Source organism: Bradyrhizobium sp. USDA 3650, assembly GCF_054057395.1.
Genome location: NZ_JBSRZG010000001.1, coordinates 5270951 through 5297500, shown reverse-complemented (window position 1 = coordinate 5297500; position 26550 = coordinate 5270951). Strand labels below are relative to the sequence as shown.

Genomic DNA, 26550 nt, shown 5'->3' with positions numbered 1-26550 from the left:
GTTGATGTCCTTTCCTCCAGGTACTTAGATGTTTCAGTTCCCTGGGTTTGCTTGAAACCTCCTATGTATTCAGAAGTCTCATACCTTCTTTTGATAACCGGAAATCCAAAACCTCTTCGATCGAAATCTAAAGGCTTAGGCATCTCACATTTCTGTTCGAACCCCACACCACAGTCTTTCGACTGAGGTCTTGGAGTTCCGGCTATCGAAGGTGGGTTTCCCCATTCGGAAATCCATGGATCAAAGCTTCTTCGCAGCTCCCCACGGCTTATCGCAGCGTAGCACGTCCTTCATCGCCTCTCAGCGCCAAGGCATCCACCGAACACCCTTAAGGCACTTGATTGCTCTCATTATCAATGTCCACACACTCGGCAGAATGTTGTCTGCAGAATTACCTTGCGGCACGCGCCCTCGATGAACGCTATCTGCAGCCGGACAATGATTAGAAAGACCAGCTTGCTTCGTAAGATCGTTCCGATAGCGAGGCGGTCAAGCTTCGCTAAAAGGATCATTTACAACTCGCTCGTCTTTCAATGCAGCCTTGTGAGCTACGCCAAAAGACGCACGAGCGCCGAAATGATCCGGAGATAATGGAGTATCGCGCAACAATTACTTGTTGCCCGATCCAACTCGGATCGATCTCCTCTTTACGATGTCAGAAATCACGCAGCTTACTGTCCATCCGGACTAGTAAGTGCGAAGTGATGTTTCGCGGACGACGGTATGAGTAGCCGGTGATCAAACCATCTGGTGGAGCCAGACGGGATCGAACCGACGACCTCATGCTTGCAAAGCACGCGCTCTCCCAGCTGAGCTATGGCCCCGTAACCAGAAGACGAATGCTCACTCGATGAGTGTGGTGGGCCTGGGAAGACTTGAACTTCCGACCTCACGCTTATCAAGCGCGCGCTCTAACCAACTGAGCTACAAGCCCCTAACGCATATCCAGTCAAGGACCAGGGATTCTGCAAGGTTGCAGCCCCAGCGCGTGTTCGTCCGCGAAGAAAGAGAAACGAAGACGGCGAAATCCCGCCAATGCAGCTCAACGATCCTGACGACCGTTGGCCACTGATGTTTCTAAAACGGTTCGATAGAAGCAAGCTTCTGAAGAACCATCCTTAGAAAGGAGGTGATCCAGCCGCAGGTTCCCCTACGGCTACCTTGTTACGACTTCACCCCAGTCGCTGACCCTACCGTGGCCGGCTGCCTCCATTGCTGGTTAGCGCACCGTCTTCAGGTAAAACCAACTCCCATGGTGTGACGGGCGGTGTGTACAAGGCCCGGGAACGTATTCACCGTGGCGTGCTGATCCACGATTACTAGCGATTCCAACTTCATGGGCTCGAGTTGCAGAGCCCAATCCGAACTGAGACGGCTTTTTGAGATTTGCGAAGGGTTGCCCCTTAGCGTCCCATTGTCACCGCCATTGTAGCACGTGTGTAGCCCAGCCCGTAAGGGCCATGAGGACTTGACGTCATCCCCACCTTCCTCGCGGCTTATCACCGGCAGTCTCCTTAGAGTGCTCAACTAAATGGTAGCAACTAAGGACGGGGGTTGCGCTCGTTGCGGGACTTAACCCAACATCTCACGACACGAGCTGACGACAGCCATGCAGCACCTGTGTTCCAGGCTCCGAAGAGAAGGTCACATCTCTGCGACCGGTCCTGGACATGTCAAGGGCTGGTAAGGTTCTGCGCGTTGCGTCGAATTAAACCACATGCTCCACCGCTTGTGCGGGCCCCCGTCAATTCCTTTGAGTTTTAATCTTGCGACCGTACTCCCCAGGCGGAATGCTTAAAGCGTTAGCTGCGCCACTAGTGAGTAAACCCACTAACGGCTGGCATTCATCGTTTACGGCGTGGACTACCAGGGTATCTAATCCTGTTTGCTCCCCACGCTTTCGTGCCTCAGCGTCAGTATCGGGCCAGTGAGCCGCCTTCGCCACTGGTGTTCTTGCGAATATCTACGAATTTCACCTCTACACTCGCAGTTCCACTCACCTCTCCCGAACTCAAGATCCTCAGTATCAAAGGCAGTTCTGGAGTTGAGCTCCAGGATTTCACCCCTGACTTAAAGACCCGCCTACGCACCCTTTACGCCCAGTGATTCCGAGCAACGCTAGCCCCCTTCGTATTACCGCGGCTGCTGGCACGAAGTTAGCCGGGGCTTATTCTTGCGGTACCGTCATTATCTTCCCGCACAAAAGAGCTTTACAACCCTAGGGCCTTCATCACTCACGCGGCATGGCTGGATCAGGCTTGCGCCCATTGTCCAATATTCCCCACTGCTGCCTCCCGTAGGAGTTTGGGCCGTGTCTCAGTCCCAATGTGGCTGATCATCCTCTCAGACCAGCTACTGATCGTCGCCTTGGTGAGCCATTACCTCACCAACTAGCTAATCAGACGCGGGCCAATCTTTCGGCGATAAATCTTTCCCCGTAAGGGCTTATCCGGTATTAGCACAAGTTTCCCTGTGTTGTTCCGAACCAAAAGGTATGTTCCCACGCGTTACTCACCCGTCTGCCGCTGACGTATTGCTACGCCCGCTCGACTTGCATGTGTTAAGCCTGCCGCCAGCGTTCGCTCTGAGCCAGGATCAAACTCTCAAGTTGGACTTGAACTTTGAACCGGCTGATCACAACGTTTTGACGAGGTCCCACCATTTTTCATCGACCGAAGTCGATGAGCTGCCCGCGATTCACATCGCTGGCAACGATGGTGTAACCTTAAAACGTGTACCGCCGAAGTCTTTCGTCCCCTCCCAGAACTCAAAAGCCGAAGCTCTTCAGTATCCGAGAGGCGCAAGGACTCCGCCGTCCACGTTTCTCTTTCTTCATCTTCACTTGTCAAACAGCCCGGGACCAGGAGGCCCCAACCTTCCAGAGAGGAAGGGTTCCGACACCCTTACCGACGATGGATGAACTCCAATCGACTTACGTCGACTGTTGTGTCACTCAACAAGGTGAGGAGCATCAGTGGCGCGTTCGCTCGCCTTGGTCAGTGACCCGGCGGCGCCGCGCTCAGTGGTCGGGTTATAGGCCCCACCCATCGGGGTTGTCAACGACCATTGTCAGAAAATCGTCGCACGGTGGATTGTTCGAAAAATCCACGCGATTACAGTAGGTTAGAAAGTCACCGAGCGGCTGGATCGGGCCAGCGCGGAGAAAAAACCCAAAAAAAGTTTGGGCCCGAGGGGGCTCTGGAGGGGGCATGGAGGCGCCTTGGCCGCGGCTTGGAGCGCCCGCCCCTGGAAGGCCCCTGACGCCCGGCCGTTTCCGGAAACTTTTCCATATTAGGCGCCGTACTTGAGCCACAATCCCCCGGCGTTCTGGTACAGACAAAGCTTGAATCGCAGGGATGCCAGTGGGGGCTGCCGGCGGTTTGTGTGGGGTCAGAGGAAGGCGATCATCCGATGAAGCAGCCTTCTTCAGACATTCGAGACACATCGAGAGATCTTTTTTCCGCTTAGCTGTTCGTAATTTCGGCCGGCCCGTCATCTGGGCCTTCTGACCGCGGACGCCTATGCGGCTTGCCTTTTCCAGAGACGCCCCAGAGCGGGCGGCGTAAGGAGAGGCTCGAAGCAGGGTTGCTCGAAACGGGGCTGCTCGAAATCGGGCTCTCGGGTCGTTGATTGGGGGACTTGGGTTGAACCACAGGACGTCACGCGGCGCTTACGGGCGTGAGACCGGGATCATCGATCTCGGCCACGAGCCGCCGCTGTCCGTCGATGGTTCGGAAGCCGCTGTCATCGATCGCCGCCGCGTCTCGGTGCAATGGTTCAGCGGGACAATTCTGACCGGACTTTGCGGCGCAGCCCTGATCGGCGGCGCCGTTTTCGCTTCGCTCGACGGCGAGATGACCTTCGCCAAGGTGCCGGAGCGCGTCGAAGGCGCGCTGCGCGGCGCATTTGGCGCAGCCGACCGCGCCGCCACGCTGCACAAGAGCGACCGCCTGCCGCCGCCGAACGAATCCACGGCCTCGCGCAACATCGTGCGCGTCTCGACCGTCGCCCGCGTCGGCAACCGCGACGTGATGCGGGTACGTCCCTTCATCCGGATCGCCGGCAATCTGTCGATGACGACGAGCGACCTGTCGGCAAAGATCCCGCCGTTCAACGCCCAACGCCTTCTCACCGACGTCGGCTCCGATCCGAAGACGGCATCCGAGGATCCGAACAATCCGGAAGCCGTCGAACCCGACGCCGAGGTCTCGTTCGTCACCAAGGACCTCTCCCAGGTGCTGCCGAAAGCCAAGATTTCCGCAGTGGTGGCGCTCGACGACATCCTGATGCGGGTCCGCGATGCCGCCAATTGGCGCGGCAATGGCGGGGTGCGCTACGCCGCGCTCTCCAATGCTGCGGCCGACGTCTCCGGCGCGACCGGCCCGTCCGACATCAGAAGCGCCTATGCCACCGAAGTGTCGCCGTCCGATCCCTATGCCGGCTTCGAGACGCGCGTGGTGCCGGAAAACGTCACGCTACTGCCGAAGACCAAGGAACAGATCACCGGCGGCAATCCCAACGGCGAACGTGTCCACGTGGTCAAGAAGGGCGACAGCGTCGCCGGCGTGCTGCGCGATCTCGGCGCCACGGCCGAGGAGATCAAGGCGATCACCGCGACGCTCGGTCCGCGCGGCCGCGACGGCGGCCTGAAGGAAGGCGAGAAGCTGCGCATCCTGATGGCGCCCGCAAGCCCCGGCGCCCGTCTGCAGCCCTACCGCGTCGTCATCGCCAACGAGACCATGGTCGAGGCGATCGCGGCGCTGTCCGATCTCGGCAAATACGTCGCGGTCGACGTTTCCAGCATGAACACCGTCGCCGACGCGGCGGCGAACGCCAACAGCGACGACGATGACGACGATGACGGCACGGGCGTGCGGCTCTACCAGAGCATCTACGAGACCGCGATGCGCAACAAAGTGCCGATGCCCGTCATCGACGACATGATCAAGATCTATTCCTACGACGTCGATTTCCAGCGCAAGGTGGCGCCCGGCGATTCATTCGACGTGTTCTACGCCGGCGAAGACGAAGGCGTGACCGCGAGCGAAAAGAACGACGTGCTGTTCGCTTCGCTCACGATCGGCGGCGAAACCAAGAAATACTACCGCTACCAGAGCCCCGACGACGGCGTCGTCGACTACTATGACGAGACCGGCAAGAGCGCGAAGAAGTTCCTGGTGCGCAAGCCCGTCAACAACGCCATCATGCGCTCCGGCTTCGGCGGCCGCCGTCACCCCATCCTCGGCTTTGTGAAGATGCATACCGGGGTCGACTGGGCCACCTCCTACGGCACGCCGATCTTCGCCTCCGGCAACGGCGTGATCGAGAAGGCCGGCCCCGAGGGCGGCTACGGCAAATACATCCGCATCAAGCACAACAACGGCTACGAGACCGCTTATGGCCACATGTCGGCCTTCGCCAAGGGCATGGAGCCCGGCAAGAAGGTGCGGCAGGGCCAGGTGATCGGCTTCGTCGGTTCGACCGGCGCGTCGACCGGCCCGCACGTGCACTACGAAATCCTGGTCAACGGCCGCTTCGTCGATCCGCTGCGTGTGAAACTGCCGCGCGGCCGCTCGCTGGAAGGCCCGATGCTGGCCGGCTTCGAGAAGGAGCGCGACCGGCTCGACGGCATGATGAGCGGCCGCGCCGGCGCCATCGCCCGGATGTCGGACGCCACCGGCGGTCCGCTGCAGGTCACCAACCGGTAAAGCCGGCGAACCGGCCGAGATCGGCCGGACATCTTCAAACACGATCCGGATTTGACGTCGTCGCGCGAGGCCGCTTGGCCGCATCACAACGTCAAGTTTCGTTTGCCAAAGCGGCATGAGGAGCGAATACTTTCCAAAAAACGGGAGGTCTCGCCATGAAGAACAGGCTCGCCTGCGCAGCCTTCGTTGCTGCGATTGTCTCCGCCACCAGTGTTTCGGCCGAAAACTGGGAGGTCACCAAGCTCGTCCCGGGCTCGGCGTTCCACGGCGTGCACGGGCTTGCGATCGACAAGGCCGGCCATCTGTTTGCCGGCAGCGTCGCGGGCGCGGCGCTCTACGAGGTCGACATCGCCGGCGGTACCGCGAAGGTTGCAATCCCCGCCCCGGTCGGAATGGCCGACGACATCGCGTTCGCCCCTGACGGCACCATGGCCTGGACCGGCTTCCTGGCCGGCGATCTTTATTCGCGCAAGGGCGACGGCCCGATCAAGAAACTCGCTTCCGGCCTTCCCGGCATCAACTCGCTCGCTTACCGCAAGGACGGCAGGCTGTACGCCACCACCGTCTTCCTCGGCGACACGCTCTATGAGATCGACGTCGAGGGCGTCAAACCGCCGCGCCAGATCATGGAGAAGATGGGCGGCCTCAACGGCTTCGAGTTCGGTCCGGACGACAAGCTCTACGGTCCACTCTGGTTCAAGGGACAGGTCGCAAAAGTCGACGTCGACAAGGCCGAGCTGACCGTCGCCGCCGACGGCTTCACGGTCCCGGCCGCGGTGAACTTCGATTCCAAGGGCAATCTCTGGGTGGTCGACACCGCGCTCGGGCAACTCGTTAGCGTCGATCCCAAATCGGGCACCAAGACCATGGTCGCGCAATTGAAGCCGTCGCTGGACAATCTCGCGATCGACGACAAGGACCGAATCTACGTCTCCAACATGGCCGACAACGGCATCCAGGAGGTCGATCCCGCGACCGGCCAGGCGCGGCAGGTCATCATCGGCAAGCTCGCTTTGCCCGGCGGCATCGGCGTCACGTCAGAGAACGGCAAGGATACGATCCACGTCGCCGACGTGTTCGCCTATCGCACGGTGGACGGCGCGACCGGCGAGGTCACTGAGAAGGCCCGCATGCACGCCGCCGGCGTCACGCTCGAATATCCGATGAGTGCAACGGCGAAGGGCAACGACGTGGTCCTGTCCAGCTGGTTCACCGGCACGGTGCAGGTGATCGACGGTAAGACCGGCGCCACCCGCGACATGCTGCACGGCTTCAAGGCGCCGCACGACGCGCTCGTGCTCGCCGACGGCAGCATTCTGGTGGCCGAGCTCGGCACCAAATCGCTGGTCCGCGTCAGCGGCGAGCACGGCAAGGACCGCACCACACTGATCGGCGGCCTGGAGGGCCCGGTCGGGCTCGTCGCGGGATCGCGCGGCGAGGTCTATGTCACGGAGGCCTTTTCCGGCGTCGTCTCGATGATCGAGAGCGGCGGCGAAAAGACAGTGGTCGCCAAGGATCTGAAAATGCCCGAAGGCATCGCGCGCACCAGCGACGGCAAGCTGATCGTGGCGGAGGTCGGAGCGAAGCGATTGATCGAGATCGATCCGAAGAACGGGGCGATCACCGAGATCGCGGCCGATCTTCCGATCGGCCTAGTGGGCGCGCCGGGTGGTCTGCCGACGCACATTCCGACAGGCGTCGCGGTCGGGGCGACGGGGGTGATCTACTTCAGCTCGGATGTCGAGAATGCGATTTATAGGGTGGTGAAGAAGTAGAACTCCACGGCGCTCGATGCCGCGCCGCCCGGATTCGGCCTCAAGCCCGCTCCGCATTTCAGCTCCAGCTGGCGCGGTCATTGACCGCACAGGTGTACGCATGTGTCAGCAGTGCTATAGTCCAGCCAGGAGGACAGTAAATTGCGTGAAGCCTTGCTTGCTGCAGTTTGTTTGACGGTTTTGCAGACGCCAGCGCACGCGAGCGAGGTCGACTGCAATGGCTATCGCTACGGCATGAGGGTCCGGGACGTGGTGACCCTCGACATCGACAACGCAAAGTCTCGGGCCTGCGAAATCCCTAACAAGGTAACCTGGGACATCAAGAAATGGTGCAACGACGATGACTTCTGCACGTTCCGCGCGCGCGTTGTGCGGCGGAACGGGAACAGATATATCATCGACCGGATCGTCGGACCGGTGAAGTGGGGGGATTAATCCTTCGCGCTGGCCTGCCTGGACGCCTTCAGGTGCTCCTCGCCAAAGATACGCTCGATGGAGAAGTGCCCTGTATCGGGATCGTTCCAGTTCTCGCCACCGCTCAATCCCCAACGCCGCTCCAGCTTCCTGAGCAGGTCACGGTGGCTATCTATCCATTGGCGCACATCAGCATCAACAACATCGCGGCTGTGTTGGGCCCAATCGATCGCAAATCCCCGGGGATGTTCTGAAGGATTGCCCCGGACTCCAAAGCCACCGAGGCCACGGACGGGTGCCCCGAATTTGATAAGATCATTGAAGAATCCGAGGAACTGGGCCGCGATCGCTGTATTGATCGTTACCTTTTTGCCATTGCTGAGCGTGATGGTCTGGCGCTCGCTCGGCGGTGCCATTGGCGTGTGTGCCGGCACGTTGAACTTGCCGCCAACAGGTCCGCTCCCTTCCGTATCGCCGTCCATATGCTCGGGAGGCTCGCCGTGATCCGGTGATCCAGTCAGCGCCAAAAGCGACGACCCCAGTGTCAGCGATATCGATTCCGCTCCCTGGAGCCTCTTGAACGGCTTCCGAAACGGGGGTTCATGGAAATAGCTTTCAGGATGTCCTGGAACTGCCGTGGGCAGATCTCCGCCCTGCGTACCCTTCGCGTACTGCGCAGTGGATGTTGGTGGGGAAGCGTTGCCGGTTGCAACAAAGTGGAGCACGGCTTCCGATCGATTCGAACCCGCGACAAGTTCCGGAAGAAAGTTCGTCTTGAAGTCCTCGAACTCTGCAGCGGTCACCGGGCGCGAATAGGTCCCGTTCGAGCCGCCCTGGTAATAGCCGCGACGCCTATCTTCCGACGTCGAAAGCAAAGCTTGGGCGAGAGAATGATCTCGCGCCATGGCGCGATTGAAGGCCGTTTCAAGCTGAACCATTTTGGTGTCGTGCGGAGCGGTCCAGCCGACTTCACCCTTCACCATGTCGGCCAATTTCTTGACGATGGCCGGGTTTTTGAGCTCGCCAAGGAACTGCCTGCGATCGATGCCGTTGCTTGCGCCGGTGATCACGGTCGTCACGTGGGTACCGCCAGCACCGCCATCGCTCGAGATCGGGTCGGACGGCTTTGCGGGAATGCTGTCGCCAAAGACATCAGAGTCGGCCTCGCCAGCCATTCGGCGGACTTCGTCAAAACCCGAGCCCATCCTGGTCTCGCAGTTCGTCAGGACCTGCTGGATGCTGGTAATTGCCGCGTTCGCGCCAAAAATACTCGGGTTGCGCGCGAAGAACGCGGCGCGTACGGCCGTATCCGGATAAACCGCGGTGAAGAAATCCTCAGCCGACCGATTTCCGTTGGCTCTCGCGGCCTGCAAGATCATCCCCACCGCAATCGATCCGAAACCCTTGGTGTCGGCGCAGAGGTGCGCGAGGAAAAGATCGACGGCGCTTATTCCGCGATCCGTGATCGTAGCTGAGAGCAGATCTGCCGACTTCGCAGCAACAATTGCCGCCATAGTGCATTGTACATCTGGAAACTTGATTTCCTCAGGGAGCATTCCTGCGCCTTCGGGCGTGGCGATCAGGCTCTGCCACGCGTCTTTCGTAAAGCGATAGACTCCAATGGCCGGAGCGTTGGGCGGATCGTTGGTCAGGACATCGGTCGCACTCCATTGATCACCGCTCAAAACGAAAGCCAGCGCATAAAGATAGGCCGGGTTTGTCGCGTTCAACGCGGCCTGCAAGTAGCAGGTCGTCGCGAAGTCCTCTCGGTCGACTTGCGCAGGGAACGGACTGAAGGAAACCACCACTGGAACGTCGGCTGCTTCAGGGACGAGAAAAGTGTCGTCAACAAAGCCTTTTCGCTGGTCGAGATCGGCCCCGCTCGTTGCCTCGACGAAGACCCAATGGATCAGATTGTCACCGACCTGCTCCGTGACCGAGTCCTTTGCGCCGGTCTTGACCTTCTCGCCACCAAAGACCCGCAGCGGAACATCGTCCAGCACGACCTGGTCGGAAGCGTCTCGCGGCTCCTTGAGGAGAGGCTGACTTGCTTTAACCTTCATGACCGTCTCGGGCATGTGCGCTTACTCCGGTTGCGTTAGGGACACCTTGTGCGCGAAATGGCGTTGTACGACTTGTCGTTCAGGTTATCGGTATCGGCATCAGTCAGCGCAAATCTCTTCTCCTGCTTCACCTTGGCTTTAGCGACCGTGATTGCATCGCGCGTCGTTTGGTCGAATTTGCCGGAGAAGTGGTCTTTCAGCCTTGGGTCGCACACCGCAAGGATTTGTTGGAGCGACACCACTGCGGCTTCATTTGCGAAAGTGAATTTCTCGAATGCCGTGCGGTATCCGCGATCCACTCCGGACATATCGAGGTTGCACACCCGCGAATTGCTAAAGATCTGAGCTTCCTTCGCGTTCATGATCTGATTAGTGGTATTGCCGAATGGCCGCGGGCCAGGACCGCTTTGGTTGGCCCCTAATTTCGCTTGCTCGATCGCGTCCCTTGTCGCCTGGTCCTCGAAGCTTGTCGATCGCGCGACGCACAAGTTCGACTGGATTCCCTGTCCAATGGATATGGGCACACTCTGCTCAGCTTTGGTTTTGCCGTCCATATTCGCTTCGACCCGCGGCGGCGGTGGATTTTTTGGACCGGCACCTGGTAGCGCGCCTCCCGGTGTCGCCGGAATCGAATTGAGTAAGGCACCCTTCACCAGAGACCTACGAATTTGTTCCGCGTTGCCCTTGTCGGGAGACGGGTTGCCGCTGACACTGTCGCGCGTCCTCTGGTTAACCAAATCTTCGATATAGAATGGCGTGCAGATCAGCATGTATTCCCGAAGCACGTGCACGGCGTCTGGCTGATATGCAATCCGCACTTTCAGTGTCTCGCGGTACTGCAAGCGTTTCTCACGCACCAGAAGCGAGACAGTCGATTTCTCGATTTCGAACAGCAGCCGCGAGTAGTAGTTAGTGAAGGAATTGCTAGCCAGACCGAAGGCGAGACCTGCTATGGCGATCGGCGCGGCGCCAACGCCGGTTGTGTACAACAGCGCTTCGGTAAAAGTCCGCGTGTCGTGAATCTGGCTCAGGATGGCGCTGCGGTCACGACGCCGGCTGGCTAGCCAGGCAAGATAACTGTCGCATCGACGGTCGATATCGTTGAAGCCAGCACTTACCAAAGCTGCCCATTGGGCGCTTCCGTATCGGCTTACGTCGCAGGAGACGATGGCATCAGAGACCGGATCGACGATCTTCACCCCACCGGCCTGCACACACAGGTACGAAAGATAGACTTCAAGTCGGCGGGTCGACTCCGCCATATCCTCGGCTGGCAACTCAGTGCCAATGCCTTCCTGAATCAGCTTCTCTTCGACCGAGAGACAGCCGCTGAGCGCTAACGCCAACGCAATGCAAATCGCAACGATACCCGCACGCATCGCACGCTCCCACAATATCTTTCAGACTATGGCGCGCTAACTCTGTCACTGTGAGCGACAGCCTCACGCGAGCAACATTCCGGAAAATACCGAGCGTCGCCACAGCCCCTTAAATCTTGGGGGATTGTGGCGAGCCTCGACCGGATTGTTCAAGAAGATTCATGCACGCTCTCAGCGAAAGCGCGGAACGTGTTTCATTTATAACACACGGCTTTTGCGTGCGTCGCAACGACGCAGCCAGCGGTTGTGATGCTTGTCACGCATATAGCGCGACACCTGATTGCGCGTCGCCCGAAGCAGATTGCGCCCATTGCAGGTACAAAAAAGCCTCCCCGCAGCGCGGGGAGGTTTGGTCAGCTTCAGTGTCGTTCCTTAGGCTCAGTTCAGCTTTCGCTTCGACACCGGCGCCTCGAACTGGGCGATCTCCGCGGTCTGCGGCGCCTTGCCGTTGAAGGTCAGCACGTTGCCTTCGGACGAGATCGCAACGGTATCGCCGTCCTTGACGTCGCCGGCCAGGATCATCTCGGCGAGCGGATCCTGGACGTGACGCTGGATCACGCGCTTGAGCGGCCGTGCGCCGTAGGCGGGATCCCAGCCCTTGGCCGCGAGCCAGTCGCGGCCCGCAGCGTCGAGCGTCAGCACGATCTTGCGATCGGTCAGGAGCCTCTGCAGCCGCGCGAACTGGATCTCGACGATCCGGCCCATCTCGCTCCGCTGCAGGCGGTGGAACAGGATGATCTCGTCGACGCGGTTCAAGAACTCAGGCCTGAAGTGCGCCCGCACCATGCCCATCACCTGCTCGCGCACGGCCGAGGTGTCCTCGCCTTCCGGCTGGTTCACCAGAAACTCCGAACCAAGGTTCGAGGTCATGATGATCAGCGTGTTGCGGAAGTCGACGGTGCGGCCCTGGCCGTCGGTGAGGCGGCCGTCGTCGAGCACCTGCAACAGGACGTTGAAGACGTCGGGATGCGCCTTCTCGATCTCGTCGAACAGCACGACCTGGTAGGGCCGGCGCCGCACTGCTTCGGTCAGCGCACCGCCCTCGTCGTAGCCGACATAGCCCGGAGGCGCGCCGATCAGCCGCGAGACCGAGTGCTTCTCCATGTACTCGGACATGTCGAGGCGGACCATCGCGGTCTCGTCGTTGAACAGATACTCGGCGAGCGCTTTCGTCAGCTCGGTCTTGCCGACGCCGGTGGGTCCCAGGAACATGAACGAGCCGGTCGGCCGGTTCGGGTCCTGCAGCCCCGCGCGCGAACGGCGCACGGCGGTCGCGACCGCACGCACGGCCTCGGCCTGGCCGACGACGCGCTTGCCGAGCGAGTCCTCCATCCGCAGGAGCTTGTCCTTCTCGCCTTCCAGCATTTTGTCGACGGGCACGCCGGTCCAGCGCGAGACCACCTGCGCGATATGGTTGGCGGTAACAGCCTCCTCCATCATCTCGCCGGAGTTCTCCTTGGCTTCGATGTCTGCAAGCTGCTTTTCGAGCTCGGGGATCCGGCCATAGGCCAGCTCGCCAGCCTTCTGGAATTCACCGCGGCGCTGCGCGTTGGCAAGCTCGACCCGCAAGCCGTCGAGCTCCGCCTTCAGCTTCTGGGCGTCGGAGAGCTTGTTCTTCTCCGCGCTCCAGCGTGCGGTGAGCGACGCAGACTTCTCCTCGAGATCGGTCAGCTCCTTCTCCAGCGTCTGCAGGCGGCTCTTCGAACCGGCATCGCTCTCTTTCTTTAATGCTTCCTGTTCGATCTTCAGCCGGATGATTTCCCGATCCATCGAATCCAGCTCTTCCGGCTTGGAGTCGACCTGCATCTTGAGCCGCGCGGCCGCCTCGTCCATGAGGTCGATGGCCTTGTCCGGCAGGAAGCGGTCGGTGATGTAGCGGTTGGACAGCGTGGTGGCGGCGACCAGCGCGGAATCGGTGATCCGCACGCCATGGTGCTGCTCATACTTGTCCTTCAGCCCGCGCAGGATCGAGATCGTATCCTCGACCGAGGGCTCGCTGACGAAGATCGGCTGGAAACGCCGCGCCAGCGCCGCGTCCTTTTCGACGTGCTTCTGGTACTCGTCGAGCGTGGTGGCGCCGATGCAGTGCAGCTCGCCGCGGGCGAGCGCAGGCTTGAGCAAATTGGACGCGTCCATCGCGCCATCGCCCTTGCCGGCGCCGATCAGCGTGTGCATCTCGTCGATGAACAAGACGAAATTGCCCTCGCTCCCGGTCACCTCCTGGAGCACGGCCTTCAGCCGCTCCTCGAACTCGCCGCGATATTTTGCACCCGCGATCAGCGAGCCGAGGTCGAGCGACAGCAGCTTCTTGTCCTTCAGGCTCTCCGGCACGTCGCCGTTGACGATGCGCAGCGCCAGGCCCTCGGCGATGGCGGTCTTGCCGACGCCGGGCTCGCCGATCAGGACGGGATTGTTCTTGGTCCGGCGCGACAGCACCTGGATCGTACGGCGGATCTCCTCGTCGCGGCCGATGACCGGATCGAGCTTGCCGTCGCGCGCCGCCTGGGTGAGGTCGCGGGCATATTTCTTCAGCGCGTCATATGCGTTCTCGGCCGTCGCGGAGTCCGCGGTCCGGCCCTTGCGCAGCGCCTCGATCGCCGCGTTGAGGTTTTGCGGGGTGACGCCGCCCTTGGCCAGGATCGCGCCCGCCTCGCTGGTCTTCTCCAGCGCGAGGCCGAGCAGCAGCCGCTCGACCGTGACAAAGCTGTCGCCGGCCTTCTCGCCGGCCTTTTCGGCGGCGTCGAAGGTGCGGGCGAGCTCGGGCGCCAGATAGATCTGGCCGGCGCCGCCGCCAGAGACCTTCGGCACCTTGTTCAGGGCGTCCTCGGTCGCCTTCAGGATTGCGCGGGAATTGCCGCCGGCACGGTCGATCAGACCGGCAGCGAGGCCTTCATTGTCGTCCAGCAGCACTTTCAGGAGGTGCAGGGTCGAAAACTGCTGGTGCCCTTCGCGCACCGCAAGCGACTGCGCGGACTGGACGAAGCCCCTGGAGCGTTCGGTGTATTTTTCGATGTTCATATCGTGGTCTTTCCCTCGGCCTGCCCCTGGAGCCCTCAAAGGCACTCCAAACGGCATCTTCATTGGGTTTCCGATAACCGCATTGACGTTTCTCAACCGGCAACGGTCGTTATCAGCCGGCGCTGGCGCCGGCCTGACCCAGATGTGGGAAGCGAGGCCTCGGACCGGAAGAGGCGAGTTCACAATTTCGTGCGCGGATCCGCCCGCTTGGCGCCGATGGGCCGAATCCCCTAAGTAGCGGCATGACATCCAGCGCAACGACAGCCAGCCAGACCGCCGAGATCACCGGCCTCTACCGTTATCCGATCAAGGGCCTGACGCCGGAGCCCCTGCCCCGCGTCTCCCTGCGGACCGGCCAGACCCTGCCCGCCGACCGCCGCTACGCCATCGAGAACGGCCCCAGCGGCTTCGATCCGGAACAGCCGCAGTGGAAGCCGAAGATCCAGTTCCTGATGCTGGCGCGCAATGAGCAGCTGGCTTCGCTCGACAGCCAGTTCGAGGACGCGACCAACCGCCTGACCATCCGCAAGGACGGCCAGATCGTCGCCAGCGGCGATCTCGAGACTGCGGCCGGGCGCGCCGCCATCGAGGCCTATTTCAGCGAGAACTTTCAGCCGGAGCTGAAAGGTCCGCCCAAGGTCCTGTCAGGCCGCGACCACAGCTTTTCCGACGTCGCCCGCAAGGTCGTGTCCATCATCAATCTCGACAGCGTCCGCGCGCTCGAGACCATGCTCGGCGGCGCCGCCGTCCACCCGCTGCGCTTCCGCGCCAATCTCTACGTGAAGGGCTGGCCGGCCTGGTCCGAGCTCGACCTCGTCGGCCAGACGCTCGCGATCGGACAGGCCCGGTTGGAAGTGGTCAAGCGCATCAAGCGCTGCCCGGCCACCAACGTCGACCCCGAGACCGCCAGGCGCGATCTCGAAATCCCGGCCACGCTCTCGAGCAATCTCGGCCACATGGACTGCGGCATCTATGCCGAGGTGATCGCCGACGGCGATATCGGCGTGGGCGACGCGGTTGCACTGGAAGAGCCGAGATTGGTGTGACGCGACGCCGGCGCCACGTACTCCGTCATTGCGAGCGCAGCGAAGCAACCCAGGAATGCGCCCACGGAAACGGTCTGGATTGCTTCGTCGCTTCGCTCCTCGCAATGACGGGGCAGAAACCTCAATTCGGCATCACATACGCATAGATCCGGCCGCGCGAGATCGGCGCTTCGCGGACGCGGTTGCCGTTGTTGCCGGAGATCATGATCGGATTGCCCTGCGCATCGATGCCGGTGATGATGCCGACATGGCCGCCCCGACCACCGCGCGACATCACTGCGATGGCGCCGACCTGCGGACCGGAGACGCGCGTGCCGTAGTGCGCGAACGAATTCGCCATGTCGGAGCCGGTGCCACGGTGACCGGTCTTTTCGAGCACCATGTTCATGAACCGTGCGCACCAAAGGCTGCCGCGACCGGTCGGATTGCCGCCGACATAGCGGCGCGCCTCGGACACGAGGCCCGATCCACCACCGAAGCCGCCGCTGCTCGCCGCGCTATTGGCCATGCCGCCGACATTCGCGTTCATGACCATCCCACCGCCACGCCGCGTGGCGATACGACGGCTGGCGCGCGTGGTCATCCCAACGCCATCGCTGCTAACCACTGCACTGCTGCCGCTCATGGCCATTCCACCGATGCCGCCGCTATTGGCGTTCGGGTCATAGCTGGCGAAGGTGGTGCCGAAGCCGCTCGCCTGCAATTGCGCCGCGCCGCGCTCGAAGCGCGAGCTGCGTGCATGATACCGGAAATGATGATGTCTGCTGGCGGGATGCGCGTAAGCGTGCCGCTCTGCGCTATGACGATGAGGTCGTGCTGACGCCGGCGAGGTGAGCGCGGCGACCGCCGCGAAGAAAACAGCCAGCGCGACGACACAGCGCGACAGGCGAGACGCAAACAACTCGAACATTCTTCATCCTTCGTTGACACCCCCACTTCCCCGTCGGCCCGTGCGGTGGCCGACATCCGCGGGCTGTATCAGTATCCTGATGTGGCGAGAACAAGACGCGGTCGCGGAGATTTTGGACGATGATCAAGATGATTAATAAGTGTTAGGATCGTATGCGCTGACCGCAGGACGGCATTCCAATGCCGCAGCCACCTCAGGGAGAAAACCGGATGCCTCACGCCCTCACGAAAGACAATTGCCGCCTCTATTTCGAAGAAGCAGGCACGGGCACGCCGATTATTTTTCTGCACGAGTTCGCGGCCGACTACACCAATTGGGAGCCGCAGATGCGCTACTTTTCGCGCGGCCATCGCTGCATCACCTATTCCGCGCGCGGCTACACGCCATCGGACGTGCCTGATGGCGAGGTCTACGGCTACACGCATTTCTACACCGATGCGCTCGCGGTGCTCGATCATCTGAAGATCGATCGCGCGCACTTCGTCGGTCTCTCGATGGGCGCCTATTCGTCGCTCCAGATCGGGCTCAACGCGCCCCAACGTGCGCTGTCGATGACGCTCGCCGGCGTCGGCTCGGGCTCGGAGATCGAGAACCTCGACGCCTGGCGCCAGCAGTGCCGCGCCAACGCGGAGCAATTCGAGATGCTCGGCTCCGCCGAGGTCGCAAAAGTCACGCGCGAGGCGCCGAGCCGGATTCCCTTTCTGGTGAAGGATCCGCGCGGCCACGCCGATTTCTACGCTGCCCTGGCGCGGCACGACGCCAAGGGATCGGCGCGGACGATGCGCGGCTTCCAGGCGGGCCGTCTCTCGATCTTTACGATGACGGACGCGATCAGAGCGGCCACGACGCCGGCACTCATCATCTGCGGCGACGAGGACGATCCGTGCGTGGGCGCAAGCCTGTTCCTGAAGAAGCATCTGCCTGCGGCAGGGCTCGCCATGTTTCCGAAGTCCGGCCACGTGCTCAATCTCGAAGAGCCCGCGCTGTTCAACGAAACGGTGGAACGGTTCGTCACGCTGGTGGAAGCGGGAAGATGGCCAGCGCGCGATCCGAGGTCACTGGCGGCGCATTAGCGCGACGGCGTCACCACACGCTCCGTCGCGTAGCCCGGATGGAGCGAAAGCGTAATCCGGGGCCTTCGCGTCCGCGGATAGAATCCCGGATTGCGCTTCGCTCCATCCGGGCTACGGGCGGACCTACTTCCTGCCGCCTCGCGTCAGCAAGAACACGCCCTGCTCGCCGAACAGATTCCACACCCACCAGGGCATCCGCAGACGCAGCGGGCGGCCGTAGAGGTCGAGCGCCTCGGCACGTTCCATCTTGACGTCGATCGCGTCGCAGAGCTCGACGAAATCCTTGATGGTGCAGAAATGGATGTTGGCGGTGTCATACCAGCTTGCCGGCAGGTTCTCCGTGCGCGGCATGTGGCCGCCGATCAGGAGCTGGAGCCGCATCTTCCAGAAGCCGAAATTCGGGAACGACACGATGGCGCGGCGGCCGATGCGCAAGAGATTCTCGAGCACGACCTTGGGCTGCCGCGTCGCCTGCAAGGTTTGCGACAGGATCACGTAGTCAAAGGCGTCATCCGGATAATTCACGAGGTCGGTGTCGGCATCGCCCTGCACCACCGCAAGACCCTTGGCAACGCAGCGGTTGACGCCCTCGCGCGACAGCTCGATGCCGCGGCCGTCGATGCCGCGGGTCTCCAGCAGCTGGAGCAGGTCGCCCTCGCCACACCCAACGTCGAGCACCTTCGAGCCCGGCTTGACCATCTCGGCCACCAGCACATGGTCGGCGCGAAAATCGCCGGGCTGCCCGGTCGCAAGGCCGCCCAGCGGCAGCGCTTCCTGTACAGACATGACTAGCCGTCCTTTAAGCTTTCTTGGCGGTGAGCCCGCGCGCCTTGTCTGCCGACTGCAGGAAGGCACGGGCGATGTCGAAGAACTCGGGCACGTCGAGCAGGAACGCGTCGTGACCGCGATCGGTCTCGATCTCGGCGAACGACACCCGCGCGCTCGACGCATTCAGCGCGTGCACTAGCGCGCGCGATTCCGAGGTCGGAAACAGCCAGTCGCTCGTGAAGGAGACCACGCAGAACCGGGTCTGGATTCCCGCGAACGCCTTCGCCAGCACGCCGCCATGGTCGCCGGCGATGTCGAAATAATCCATCGCGCGGGTCAGATAGAGATAGGAGTTGGCGTCGAAGCGTTCGACAAAGGACGAGCCCTGGTAACGCAGGTAGGACTCGACCTGGAAGTCGGCGTCGAACGAGAAGGTCGGCAGCTCGCGGTCCTGCATCCGCCGTCCGAATTTGCGATGCAGCGCGGCGTCGGAGAGATAGGTGATGTGCCCGGCCATGCGGGCGACGGCGAGGCCGCGATGCGGATGGGTGCCGTGATCAACGTAGCGTCCGCCATGCCATTCCGGATCGGCCATCACCGCCTGCCGGCCGAGTTCGTGGAAGGCGATATTCTGCGCCGAATGGCGCGTGCTGCATGCGGTCGGGAGCGCGGAGAAGACGCGATGCGGATAGGCCGCGGTCCATTGCAGCACCTGCATGCCGCCCATCGAGCCTCCGACGACGCAGAGCAGCGTATCGATGCCGAGGCGGTCGAGCAGCATGGCCTGGGCTCGCACCATGTCGGGGATGGTGATGATCGGAAAATCCAGGCCCCACACTTTGCCGGTCGCCGGATTGGTCGACGCGGGGCCGGTCGAGCCCATGCAGCCGCCGATGACGTTCGAGCAGATGATGAAATACTTATTGGTGTCGAGCGGGCGGCCGGGCCCCACCATGATTTCCCACCAGCCCGGCTTACCGGTCAGCGGGTGCACATTGGCGACGTGCTGGTCGAGCGTCAGCGCATGGCAGATCAGGATTGCGTTGGACCGCTCGGCATTGAGCTCGCCATAGGTCTGGTATGCGATCTGGAACGGGGTGAGATCGACGCCGCAATCAAGCGGCAGCGGCTGGTCGGCACCGAAGCGTGCGACCTGGGAGCTCGGATGATCGACCTCGTGCGAGCGCTCGTCGGCGCTGATCGCGGGACTGGGAATTGACTTGATGCCCATCTCTGACCACTGACTCGTTTGCGATCGGGGGTCCGACCGCGACTGACATCAGGCCATGAAAAACCCGGCCTGAACGATAGGTTCGGCCGGGATCGAAAGGGTCCCCGGCCTGTTTAGCGAGTTTTTTAACGTGGCTGCAAGCCGGCCGGCTCAAATGACCACGGAACGGCTAAAAACTACCGTCTTGGACGGTTTTCGTCAAGTCGCGGCCCGGATCAGCCAAATTCGCCTGTCGCACCACGGGCGGAAAGGGCCCGATTTCCCTTTGCATTTCTCTTTGCTTTCGCAGCCCCGACTGCCTAATCAGGATACCCATCACAGCGGTGACAGCTCGACCGATCCGCATTGAACGCCTCGCAACAGCACCTCACAGACATGTCCCAACGTCCGCCCGCGCCACCATCGCTCCAGGAATTGCGCAAGGAGATCGACGCGATCGACGAGGGCATGCATCGCCTGCTGATGCAACGCGGCGACATCATCGACCGCCTGATCCAGGTGAAGCAGACCCAGGAGGTCGGCTCGGCGTTCCGTCCGGCGCGCGAGGCCGCCATGATGCGTGACCTCGTCCAGCGCCATCGCGGCATCCTGCCGCTCGACACCGTCGAGAGCATCTGGCGCGTCATCATCGCGACCTTCACCTATGTCCAGGCGCCGTTCTCCGTGCATGCCGACATTTCGGCAAGCGAGCCGGCCATGCGCGATTCCGCGCGATTCCATTTCGGCTTCACCGTGCCTTATGTCGCGCATTTCAGCGCGCAGGCGGCGGTCGAGGCGGTCGCGAAATCCAAGGGCGATCTGGCGCTGGTCTCGGCGACCTCGAGCCGCACGCCGTGGTGGCTGTCGCTGGAAGAAGCCGGCGCGCCAAAGATCATCGCGCGGCTGCCCTTCGTCGAGCGCGCCGACCATCCGGCGGCGTTACCCGTGTTCGCGGTCTCCCGCGTCGCCGACAGCGCGCTGGTGACGGAGGTCGAGACCTTCAGCGTCCGCGTGTCAGGGTGGAACGCCGAGGTCGCGCGCGCCCTGTCGCCGCTTGCCGAGATCGTGGCGGTGCCCGACACCGCCTTCGACGGCGCCGCGCTGCTGGTCTCGGTCACCGCGACGAGCAGCCTCGACAAAATCAAGGCTGCCCTGATCGAAGCGGGGGCCTCGGTGCGCTCCACAGCCCTCGTCGGCAGCCACGCAACGCGCTATACGGTGCCCCCGACCGGGTCGAAATCGTAAGTCGCGAACCGCTTAAGCCAGTCCGGAGTTGAAGATGTCCCGCCCCGTGCCGAATCCCGGCATTCTCGATATTGCGCCCTACACGCCCGGCAAGACTCCGGTGGCAGAGCCCGGCCGCAAGGTGTTCAAGCTCTCGGCCAACGAGACGCCGTTCGGGCCTTCGCCGAAGGCAATCGAGGCGTTCAAGCAGGTAGCGGATCATCTGGAAGACTATCCGGAAGGAACCTCGCGCGTGCTGCGCGAAGCGATCGGGCGCACCTTCGGGCTCGACCCCAACCGCATCATCTGCGGCGCCGGCTCGGACGAGATCCTCAATCTGCTCGCCCACACCTATCTCAGCCACGGTGACGAGGCGATCTCGACCACGCACGGCTTCCTGGTCTACCCGATCGCAACCATGGCGGTCGGCGCGAAGAATGTCATCGCGGCCGAGAAGAACCTCACCTGCGATGTCGACGCTATCCTCAAGGCGGTGACGCCGAAGACGAAGCTGGTCTGGCTCGCCAACCCCAACAACCCGACCGGAACCTACGTGCCGTTCGACGAGGTCAAGCGCCTGCGCGCCGGCCTGCCCTCGCACGTGCTGCTAGTGCTGGACGCAGCCTATTGCGACTACGTCTCGCGCAACGATTACGAGATGGGGATCGAGCTGGTGGCGACCACCGAGAACACGGTCGTGACCCACACCTTCTCCAAGATCCACGGCCTCGCCGCGCTGCGCATCGGCTGGATGTTCGGCCCCGAGCACATCATCGACGCGGTCAACCGCATCCGCGGTCCCTTCAACGTGTCGACGCCGGCGATGTACGCCGCCGTTGCCGCGATCGAGGACACTGCGCATCAGGCGATGTCGAAGCAGTTCACCGAGACCTGGCGCAACTGGCTCGCCGAGGAGATCGGCAAGCTCGGGCTGAAGGTGACGCCGAGCGTCGCCAATTTCGTGCTGATCCACTTCCCGACCGAGGGCAAGACCTCGGACGCAGCCGACGCCTTCCTCACCAAGCGCGGGCTGGTGCTGCGCGGCTTGAAGAACTACGGCCTGCCGCATTCGCTGCGCATGACCATCGGCACCGAGGAGGCCAACCGCCTCGTCGTCGAGGGCCTGCGCGACTTCATGGCCGGACGATGAGCGCGACGGCGCACTTCCAGCGCGTCGCGCTGATCGGCTTCGGCCTGATCGGCGGCTCGATCGCGCGCGCTGCGAAGCTCCAGGGCCTGGCTTCCGAGATCGTCACCACTGCGCGCTCGGAGAAGACGCGCGCACGCGTGATGGAGCTCGGCATCGTCGATCAGGTCGTGGCGACCAATGCGGAAGCCGTGAAGGATGCCGATCTCGTCATCCTCTGCATTCCCGTCGGCGCTTGCGGGCCGGTGGCGCAGGAAATCGCCGCGCATCTCAAGCCCGGCGCGATCATCTCCGACGTCGGCTCGGTCAAGGGCGCCATCGTCAGGGATATGGCGCCGCATCTGCCGAAAGGCATCCATTTCGTGCCGGCGCATCCCGTCGCAGGCACCGAGCACTCGGGCCCGGACTCCGGCTTCGCCGAGCTCTTCATCAACCGCTGGTGCATCCTCACCCCGCCGGAGGGCGTCGATGCGGCTGCCACCGATCGCCTGCGCGCGTTCTGGGCCGCTATGGGCGCCAAGGTCGAAATCATGACGCCGGATCATCATGATCTCGTGCTCGCGATCACCAGCCATCTGCCGCATCTGATCGCCTACACCATCGTCGGCACCGCCGACGAGCTGGCGCAGGTGACGGAGTCCGAGGTCATCAAGTTCTCCGCCGGCGGCTTTCGCGACTTCACCCGCATCGCGGCATCCGATCCGACGATGTGGCGCGACGTCTTCCTCGCCAACAAGGAAGCCGTGCTGGAGATGCTCGGCACCTTCACCGAGGATCTGGCAAAGCTCACCCGCGCAATCCGCCGCGGCGACGGCGAAGCGCTGTTCGACCACTTCACCCGCACCCGCGCCATCCGCCGCGGCATTGTCGAGATCGGCCAGGACTCGGCCGCGCCCGACTTCGGCCGGCCGCACGCGGCGCTGAAAAAGCCGTAGCGCTGAAGTAGCCCGGATGGAGCGCAAGCGTAATCCGGGACCTCCGTCGCTTGAGGCAAGATTCCCGGATTGCGCTTCGCTCCATCCAGGCTACGAGCCTGCGTCGCTCCGTGACTAGAACGGATAGTAGCGGATCTGCGTCATGACGACGTTGTCGTCCGTCCTCGGAGCGCCGCCGACGCCGGCGAACGCGACCCGCTGGGTGTAGGAATACTGCAGGCCGGCTTTGAGCGTACCGAAATTGCCCTGGTAGACGGTGTCGTAGATCCCGGCCGTGATCTGCCGGACCTCCCTGGTGTTGCCGTTGCAGGTCGCGGCTGCCGAGTTCTCGGTCAAGCAGCCGGTGTTGTTGTAGAGCGGATTGCCGTAGCCGAAGGGCACCGTTCCAACATTGGCGAAATTCGCCTTGGCTTTTTCCAAGCCCGCATAGGAATAGACATCGAGGCTCGGCGTCGCGTGCCAGATCAGGCCGACGGCGGCCGCCGTGATCGTCAGCGGGAGGATGGTGCCGTCCTGCGCCACTGCCGCATCGGGGAACGGCGTTGCCGTGAAGCGGCCGAGCACGCCGTGCGAGCCATAGAGCTGAAGATCGAGGGTTTTCGGAATCAGCTCGGCGAAGATGTGACCGCCGAAGCTTGCGGTGTCATAGGTGTGATTGGCGTTGTTGAAGCGGTCGAACAGCTGGCGGTAGAGCGCCCACGCCTCGACATGCAACTTATTGGGCCCAAGCCTTGGGTCCCAGGCTGCCTTGACGGTGACGTCGGGCACCTGATTCAGACTGACATTGTTGAGGTTGTTGAAGAAGCTGCCGCCGGGACCGGTCAGGTTGACCTGAAGGTTCGGGTTCAGCACGCCCTGTGGTCCGATGGCGGGTGTGCCGACGGCCGGGACGTTGCCGCCGAAGAACGCTGTCTGGGCATTCTCGACCGAGGCAGCCAGCTTGAACTCCGGTCCGATGTCCTGCCAGACGCGCAGCCCGGGCTGCCGTGCCGCAAGAAATCCCGGAACGGATTCGAAGTCGATCACGCCGGGCGCGTCGACGCCACGAGGATCGATGCCGGACTTGGTCGGCGCGTTGAGCGACCAGGATTGCCCGGCAAGGAAGTGAAGACCGAGATCGCTGCGGTCCAGTTCCAGGCTAAGCTGCCGCATGCGCGGATTGAACGAGTTGGTCGCAACCGAGCTCGCCGTCTGAGCCGCACCTTCGAAATCGATCTCGCCATAACCCGCGAGGTGCGTGTCGGCATCGGCATTGCCTTCCGCCAAGACCGAGAACCTGCTCTGGCGCGCGGAGAAGCGCGTTTCCGGGATGTTGAAGTTGCGGCTCTGCTGATAGGGGATGAAGTTGTAGACCGAGCCGGTATCGGAGGCGAGATTCCGTGAGCGGTAGATGCCGGTGAGATCGACCCAGCCACCGAATGTCAGCGTCACGCCCTTGTAGCAGACCTTGCCGGCCGCACATGGATCGGCGGCGAGCGCCTTATAGCTTGCAGGTAACTGAACGGTTTTCGCCTGCGCTTCAACCTGTCGCGTCTTGCGCGCCTCGGAGTCCACGCGCTGCTGGAGCTCCTTCAGTTTCGCCTTCAGCGACTGGATTTCGGTTGTGACATTGTCGTCGGCACGCGCCTGCCCTGAACAGACAGCGAGAATGCCCAGCATCAGCCCGCAATTGATGATCCGCACTTGAAGCTTCCTCCATTTGGGAAGCGGATTGGATTCCGCGCGCCGTCTCCGGCGCATGCATGCTTCCCTGGTGTGGAGTGATTTGAATGCGGCTGCGGTTATTCGCGGCGCCGGGCATCTTCTGCATCACTTTTTCCTGACGATCCTGTTCGGAATATTTTCGTTGGCTGCCGATCCGCACGCGCGATTGTCGTGATTGTCCAAGGCAACTTTCAAGGCAACGCGCATTGGGCCCGGCCGGGACATGACCGGGCCCAGTTCACGACGGGCAAGTGGTGGATGGCGGCTATTTGCCCTTGGTCGCGCGCATCACCGTTGGGCGCGGTGATTTCGGCGAGGGGACGAATGCCATCGTCTCCCGCGTCGTGGGATTCGAGATGTTGCGATCACCGTTCGGATACATCGAGGCGTATGCGGCCGGCTCCTGCGACTGCCATTGCCACTGCGCGAAGGCGGGCGTCGCGATCGCGGCCGAGATGGCGACGACGGCAACGAACAGTTTGGACTTCATCATGATTATCTCTCCTGCCTGAGCGGACCGCATCATCGTGCGGCCGACATGGAGAGAGAGCGGAGTTTGCGGCTCCGCATTCCCGGCGGGTCATCACGATCCGGCGAAGCGGCCGTGAGTTCAGCTCACAACCCACATGGAGTTACGACAGCTGAGGGCGATGAATGGAGAGAGGCGACTCTGAATTCATCCTACTGCTTCGCGCTGCGAAAAAACTTTCCCGGCTTGAACAGATCGAGGTCGATGGCCTGTCCCATCGCCAGATATCCGGTGCGGTTGGGATGAAGCTTGTCGCCGGCGCCGCCAGTCGTGCTTTCGGGAACGAACTCCGGCTTGAGGCCACCCGAAGCCGGATCGAGCGTCGCCCGATCAAAATCGATCACACCGTCGAATGTCCCCGAGCTACGGATGAATTCGTTGAGCGCCTTGCGCTTGTCATCCTGCTCGGGAAAACCATGGGCCGCGCTGGTGCTGCCCAGTGCCGAAACGACGGTGGCGCCGATGATCCGGGCTTGCGGCCATTTCGCACGTAGTTTCGCGACGCCGTCCTTCATCGCGGCGATGACCTGGTCGGCGGTAAAATTGCCGTTCTTGCTGAAATCGTTGATGCCCTCCAGCCAGATCAGGCTCGATATGCCGGACAGCGACAGCACGTCGCGCTCGAGCCGCTGACCCGAAGCGGGGCCGCCCGCGTACGGTTTGTCGGGACCATATTCGGCGGGACCTGCGATTTGGTTGCCACCGATGCCGCCATTCACGACGGCGACCTTGTTGCCGTAGACCGCCTTCAGACGACGGGACAGCACGTTGGGCCAGCGATCGTCGCCATTCATGGTTGAGGCGGTCCCGTCGGTAATCGAATCCCCAAACGCCATGATGGCGAAGGCATCGGCAGGCGCAGTCATCTCGATCGCATCGAGAAAGAACCACGACGCAGTCGCATAGGGGAAGGAAGCCTCGTCTTCGAGCGCGCCCCTCGCGCCGGCGCCCGGCGCACTGACATAGGAAGTGGTCAGCGCTTTGGCGTGCCAGGTCATCGGACCGCTCTGGCCGGCGACATGAAAACTGACCGCAAGCCGGCGGCCGGCGAGGTCATCGGGCCGCTTTGCAAACGGCAGCGCGATCGCATCGCTCCAGACCGAATTCCCCGGTGACACCGTAACGGAAGCCGTGCCGGCGAACGTAATGGGAGTGTTGGAGCCGCGGATCAACGCGGCACTGCCCGATTGCAGGCCGACGTAAACGCCGTCAAACGTGACGGGTTTGGTGCCGAAGGCGTTGCTGAGCCGGATGCGGGCCTGACGGCCCCAAATATCCGGCCGAACGATCAGGCGAAAGGTCTGGTCCCGCGCACCGGCCGCAGGGTCGGGAAACGCGAATTTCTGTTCGGGCTGGGCAGACGGATTGCCGACAGGATATGGGCCCTGAACCGCGCCCGTCCAGGACACCACCCAATGTTCGCTATCTTTGGCGGTTGCGGTCTGAAGCGAGGCGACGAGCAGCGATGCTGCGACGAGACAATTCAATGCGTGCATTATTCCCCCGAACCCCAGATAATTTGGGCGCGACTTTAGAGCCGTCAGTTGGCCTTCAATAGGGCGGCAGAACGCTACCTGTCCAGCCGCAACTGACACACTCCTCGCCCGACGCCGGAGACGACCCCACAGGTTGCGTCACCGGCGCCAA

Annotated in this window: 18 protein-coding genes, 2 tRNA genes, 2 rRNA genes and 1 riboswitch (1 of these 23 running past the window's edge); of the genes, 9 read left to right on the top strand and 13 right to left on the bottom strand. The window is 62.2% G+C overall.

The genetic code is table 11. The annotated features are described in order from the left end of the window. From ACVIN2_RS24795 to ACVIN2_RS24780, 4 genes are all read right to left on the bottom strand, one after another. A 23S ribosomal RNA gene (locus ACVIN2_RS24795) occupies positions 1-343 on the bottom strand; it reaches 2530 nt to the left of the window's first position. 405 nt (positions 344-748) lie between these two features. Beyond that, positions 749-824, bottom strand: a tRNA-Ala gene (locus ACVIN2_RS24790). A gap of 33 nt (positions 825-857) precedes the next feature. Next, positions 858-934, bottom strand: a tRNA-Ile gene (locus ACVIN2_RS24785). A 188-nt stretch (positions 935-1122) separates the two neighbouring features. Next, positions 1123-2611, bottom strand: a 16S ribosomal RNA gene (locus tag ACVIN2_RS24780). The 16S and 23S rRNA genes sit together here with 2 tRNA genes alongside, the layout of an rRNA operon. Positions 2612-3644: 1033 nt before the next feature. Between ACVIN2_RS24780 and ACVIN2_RS24775 the strand changes: the two genes are divergently transcribed. From ACVIN2_RS24775 to ACVIN2_RS24765, 3 genes are all read left to right on the top strand, one after another. Further along, positions 3645-5708, top strand: coding sequence for a M23 family metallopeptidase (locus ACVIN2_RS24775; protein WP_456767566.1), 2064 nt, complete (start codon positions 3645-3647; stop codon positions 5706-5708). Positions 5709-5863: 155 nt separating this feature from the next. After that, complete coding sequence (locus ACVIN2_RS24770; protein ID WP_456767565.1) at positions 5864-7483, top strand: hypothetical protein; 1620 nt, start codon at positions 5864-5866, stop codon at positions 7481-7483. A 141-nt stretch (positions 7484-7624) separates the two neighbouring features. Beyond that, positions 7625-7918 (top strand): hypothetical protein, encoded by a 294-nt coding sequence (locus ACVIN2_RS24765; RefSeq protein ID WP_456767564.1) that lies wholly within the window; start codon positions 7625-7627, stop codon positions 7916-7918. Here ACVIN2_RS24765 and ACVIN2_RS24760 read toward each other — a convergent pair. The 3 genes from ACVIN2_RS24760 to clpB all read right to left on the bottom strand — a co-directional run bounded on the left by ACVIN2_RS24760 (position 7915) and on the right by clpB (position 14357). Further along, positions 7915-9975, bottom strand: coding sequence for a hypothetical protein (locus tag ACVIN2_RS24760; protein WP_456767563.1), 2061 nt, complete (start codon positions 9973-9975; stop codon positions 7915-7917). The two genes, ACVIN2_RS24765 and ACVIN2_RS24760, sit on opposite strands and share 4 nt — an antisense overlap. A 20-nt stretch (positions 9976-9995) precedes the next feature. Then, on the bottom strand, positions 9996-11339 hold the full coding sequence (locus tag ACVIN2_RS24755; RefSeq protein WP_456767562.1) for a hypothetical protein: 1344 nt from the start codon (positions 11337-11339) through the stop codon (positions 9996-9998). Between the two features lie 378 nt (positions 11340-11717). Beyond that, on the bottom strand, positions 11718-14357 hold the full coding sequence (gene clpB, locus ACVIN2_RS24750) for an ATP-dependent chaperone ClpB (protein WP_456767561.1): 2640 nt from the start codon (positions 14355-14357) through the stop codon (positions 11718-11720). A 242-nt stretch (positions 14358-14599) separates the two neighbouring features. Between clpB and ACVIN2_RS24745 the strand changes: the two genes are divergently transcribed. Beyond that, positions 14600-15403 carry an MOSC domain-containing protein gene (locus ACVIN2_RS24745; RefSeq protein WP_456767560.1) on the top strand — a complete coding sequence of 268 codons (804 nt, stop codon included), beginning with the start codon at positions 14600-14602 and terminating at the stop codon, positions 15401-15403. 121 nt (positions 15404-15524) lie between these two features. Here ACVIN2_RS24745 and ACVIN2_RS24740 read toward each other — a convergent pair whose 3' ends face one another. After that, the gene (locus ACVIN2_RS24740; RefSeq protein WP_456767559.1) at positions 15525-16313 is read right to left on the bottom strand and encodes a TIGR02594 family protein; all 789 of its coding nucleotides are present in this window, start codon (positions 16311-16313) and stop codon (positions 15525-15527) included. Between the two features lie 209 nt (positions 16314-16522). On the opposite strand from ACVIN2_RS24740, the gene ACVIN2_RS24735 reads away from it, so the two are divergent. Further along, positions 16523-17386: an alpha/beta fold hydrolase gene (locus ACVIN2_RS24735; RefSeq protein ID WP_456767558.1), complete on the top strand. Its 864-nt coding sequence runs from the start codon at positions 16523-16525 to the stop codon at positions 17384-17386. A gap of 123 nt (positions 17387-17509) precedes the next feature. On the opposite strand, the gene metW is transcribed toward ACVIN2_RS24735, so the two are convergent. Together metW and metX are read right to left on the bottom strand one after the other, a co-directional pair. Beyond that, entirely contained in the window at positions 17510-18172 is a 663-nt protein-coding gene (gene metW, locus ACVIN2_RS24730; protein ID WP_007597293.1) for a methionine biosynthesis protein MetW, read from the bottom strand. Between the two features lie 13 nt (positions 18173-18185). Further along, positions 18186-19385, bottom strand: a complete 1200-nt coding sequence (gene metX / locus ACVIN2_RS24725; RefSeq protein WP_456767557.1) for a homoserine O-acetyltransferase MetX — start codon at positions 19383-19385, stop codon at positions 18186-18188. Positions 19386-19477: 92 nt separating this feature from the next. Continuing rightward, positions 19478-19557: riboswitch (SAM riboswitch) on the bottom strand. A gap of 203 nt (positions 19558-19760) precedes the next feature. Here metX and ACVIN2_RS24720 point away from each other — a divergent pair. Genes ACVIN2_RS24720 through ACVIN2_RS24710 form a run of 3 tightly spaced genes read left to right on the top strand, consistent with a single transcriptional unit; the run spans position 19761 to position 22670 of the window. Next, entirely contained in the window at positions 19761-20609 is an 849-nt protein-coding gene (locus ACVIN2_RS24720) for a chorismate mutase (protein ID WP_106941001.1), read from the top strand. 34 nt (positions 20610-20643) lie between these two features. Then, positions 20644-21738 carry a histidinol-phosphate transaminase gene (gene hisC, locus ACVIN2_RS24715; protein ID WP_085350823.1) on the top strand — a complete coding sequence of 365 codons (1095 nt, stop codon included), beginning with the start codon at positions 20644-20646 and terminating at the stop codon, positions 21736-21738. Further along, positions 21735-22670: a prephenate/arogenate dehydrogenase family protein gene (locus tag ACVIN2_RS24710; protein ID WP_456767556.1), complete on the top strand. Its 936-nt coding sequence runs from the start codon at positions 21735-21737 to the stop codon at positions 22668-22670. The genes hisC and ACVIN2_RS24710 overlap by 4 nt, the downstream gene beginning before the upstream one ends. A gap of 114 nt (positions 22671-22784) precedes the next feature. Here ACVIN2_RS24710 and ACVIN2_RS24705 read toward each other — a convergent pair whose 3' ends face one another. Further along, positions 22785-24353, bottom strand: coding sequence for a hypothetical protein (locus tag ACVIN2_RS24705; protein WP_456767555.1), 1569 nt, complete (start codon positions 24351-24353; stop codon positions 22785-22787). A gap of 28 nt (positions 24354-24381) precedes the next feature. Here ACVIN2_RS24705 and ACVIN2_RS24700 point away from each other — a divergent pair, with 28 nt between their 5' ends. Beyond that, positions 24382-24549: a hypothetical protein gene (locus ACVIN2_RS24700; protein ID WP_456767554.1), complete on the top strand. Its 168-nt coding sequence runs from the start codon at positions 24382-24384 to the stop codon at positions 24547-24549. A 90-nt stretch (positions 24550-24639) separates the two neighbouring features. Here the strand turns inward: ACVIN2_RS24700 and ACVIN2_RS24695 are convergent, their stop codons facing one another. Together ACVIN2_RS24695 and ACVIN2_RS24690 are read right to left on the bottom strand one after the other, a co-directional pair. Continuing rightward, positions 24640-24867 carry a hypothetical protein gene (locus ACVIN2_RS24695; protein ID WP_456767553.1) on the bottom strand — a complete coding sequence of 76 codons (228 nt, stop codon included), beginning with the start codon at positions 24865-24867 and terminating at the stop codon, positions 24640-24642. A gap of 188 nt (positions 24868-25055) precedes the next feature. Further along, a complete protein-coding gene (locus tag ACVIN2_RS24690) occupies positions 25056-26399 on the bottom strand; it encodes a GDSL-type esterase/lipase family protein (RefSeq protein WP_456767552.1) in 1344 nt (447 codons plus the stop codon). Positions 26400-26550 lie beyond the last annotated feature (151 nt).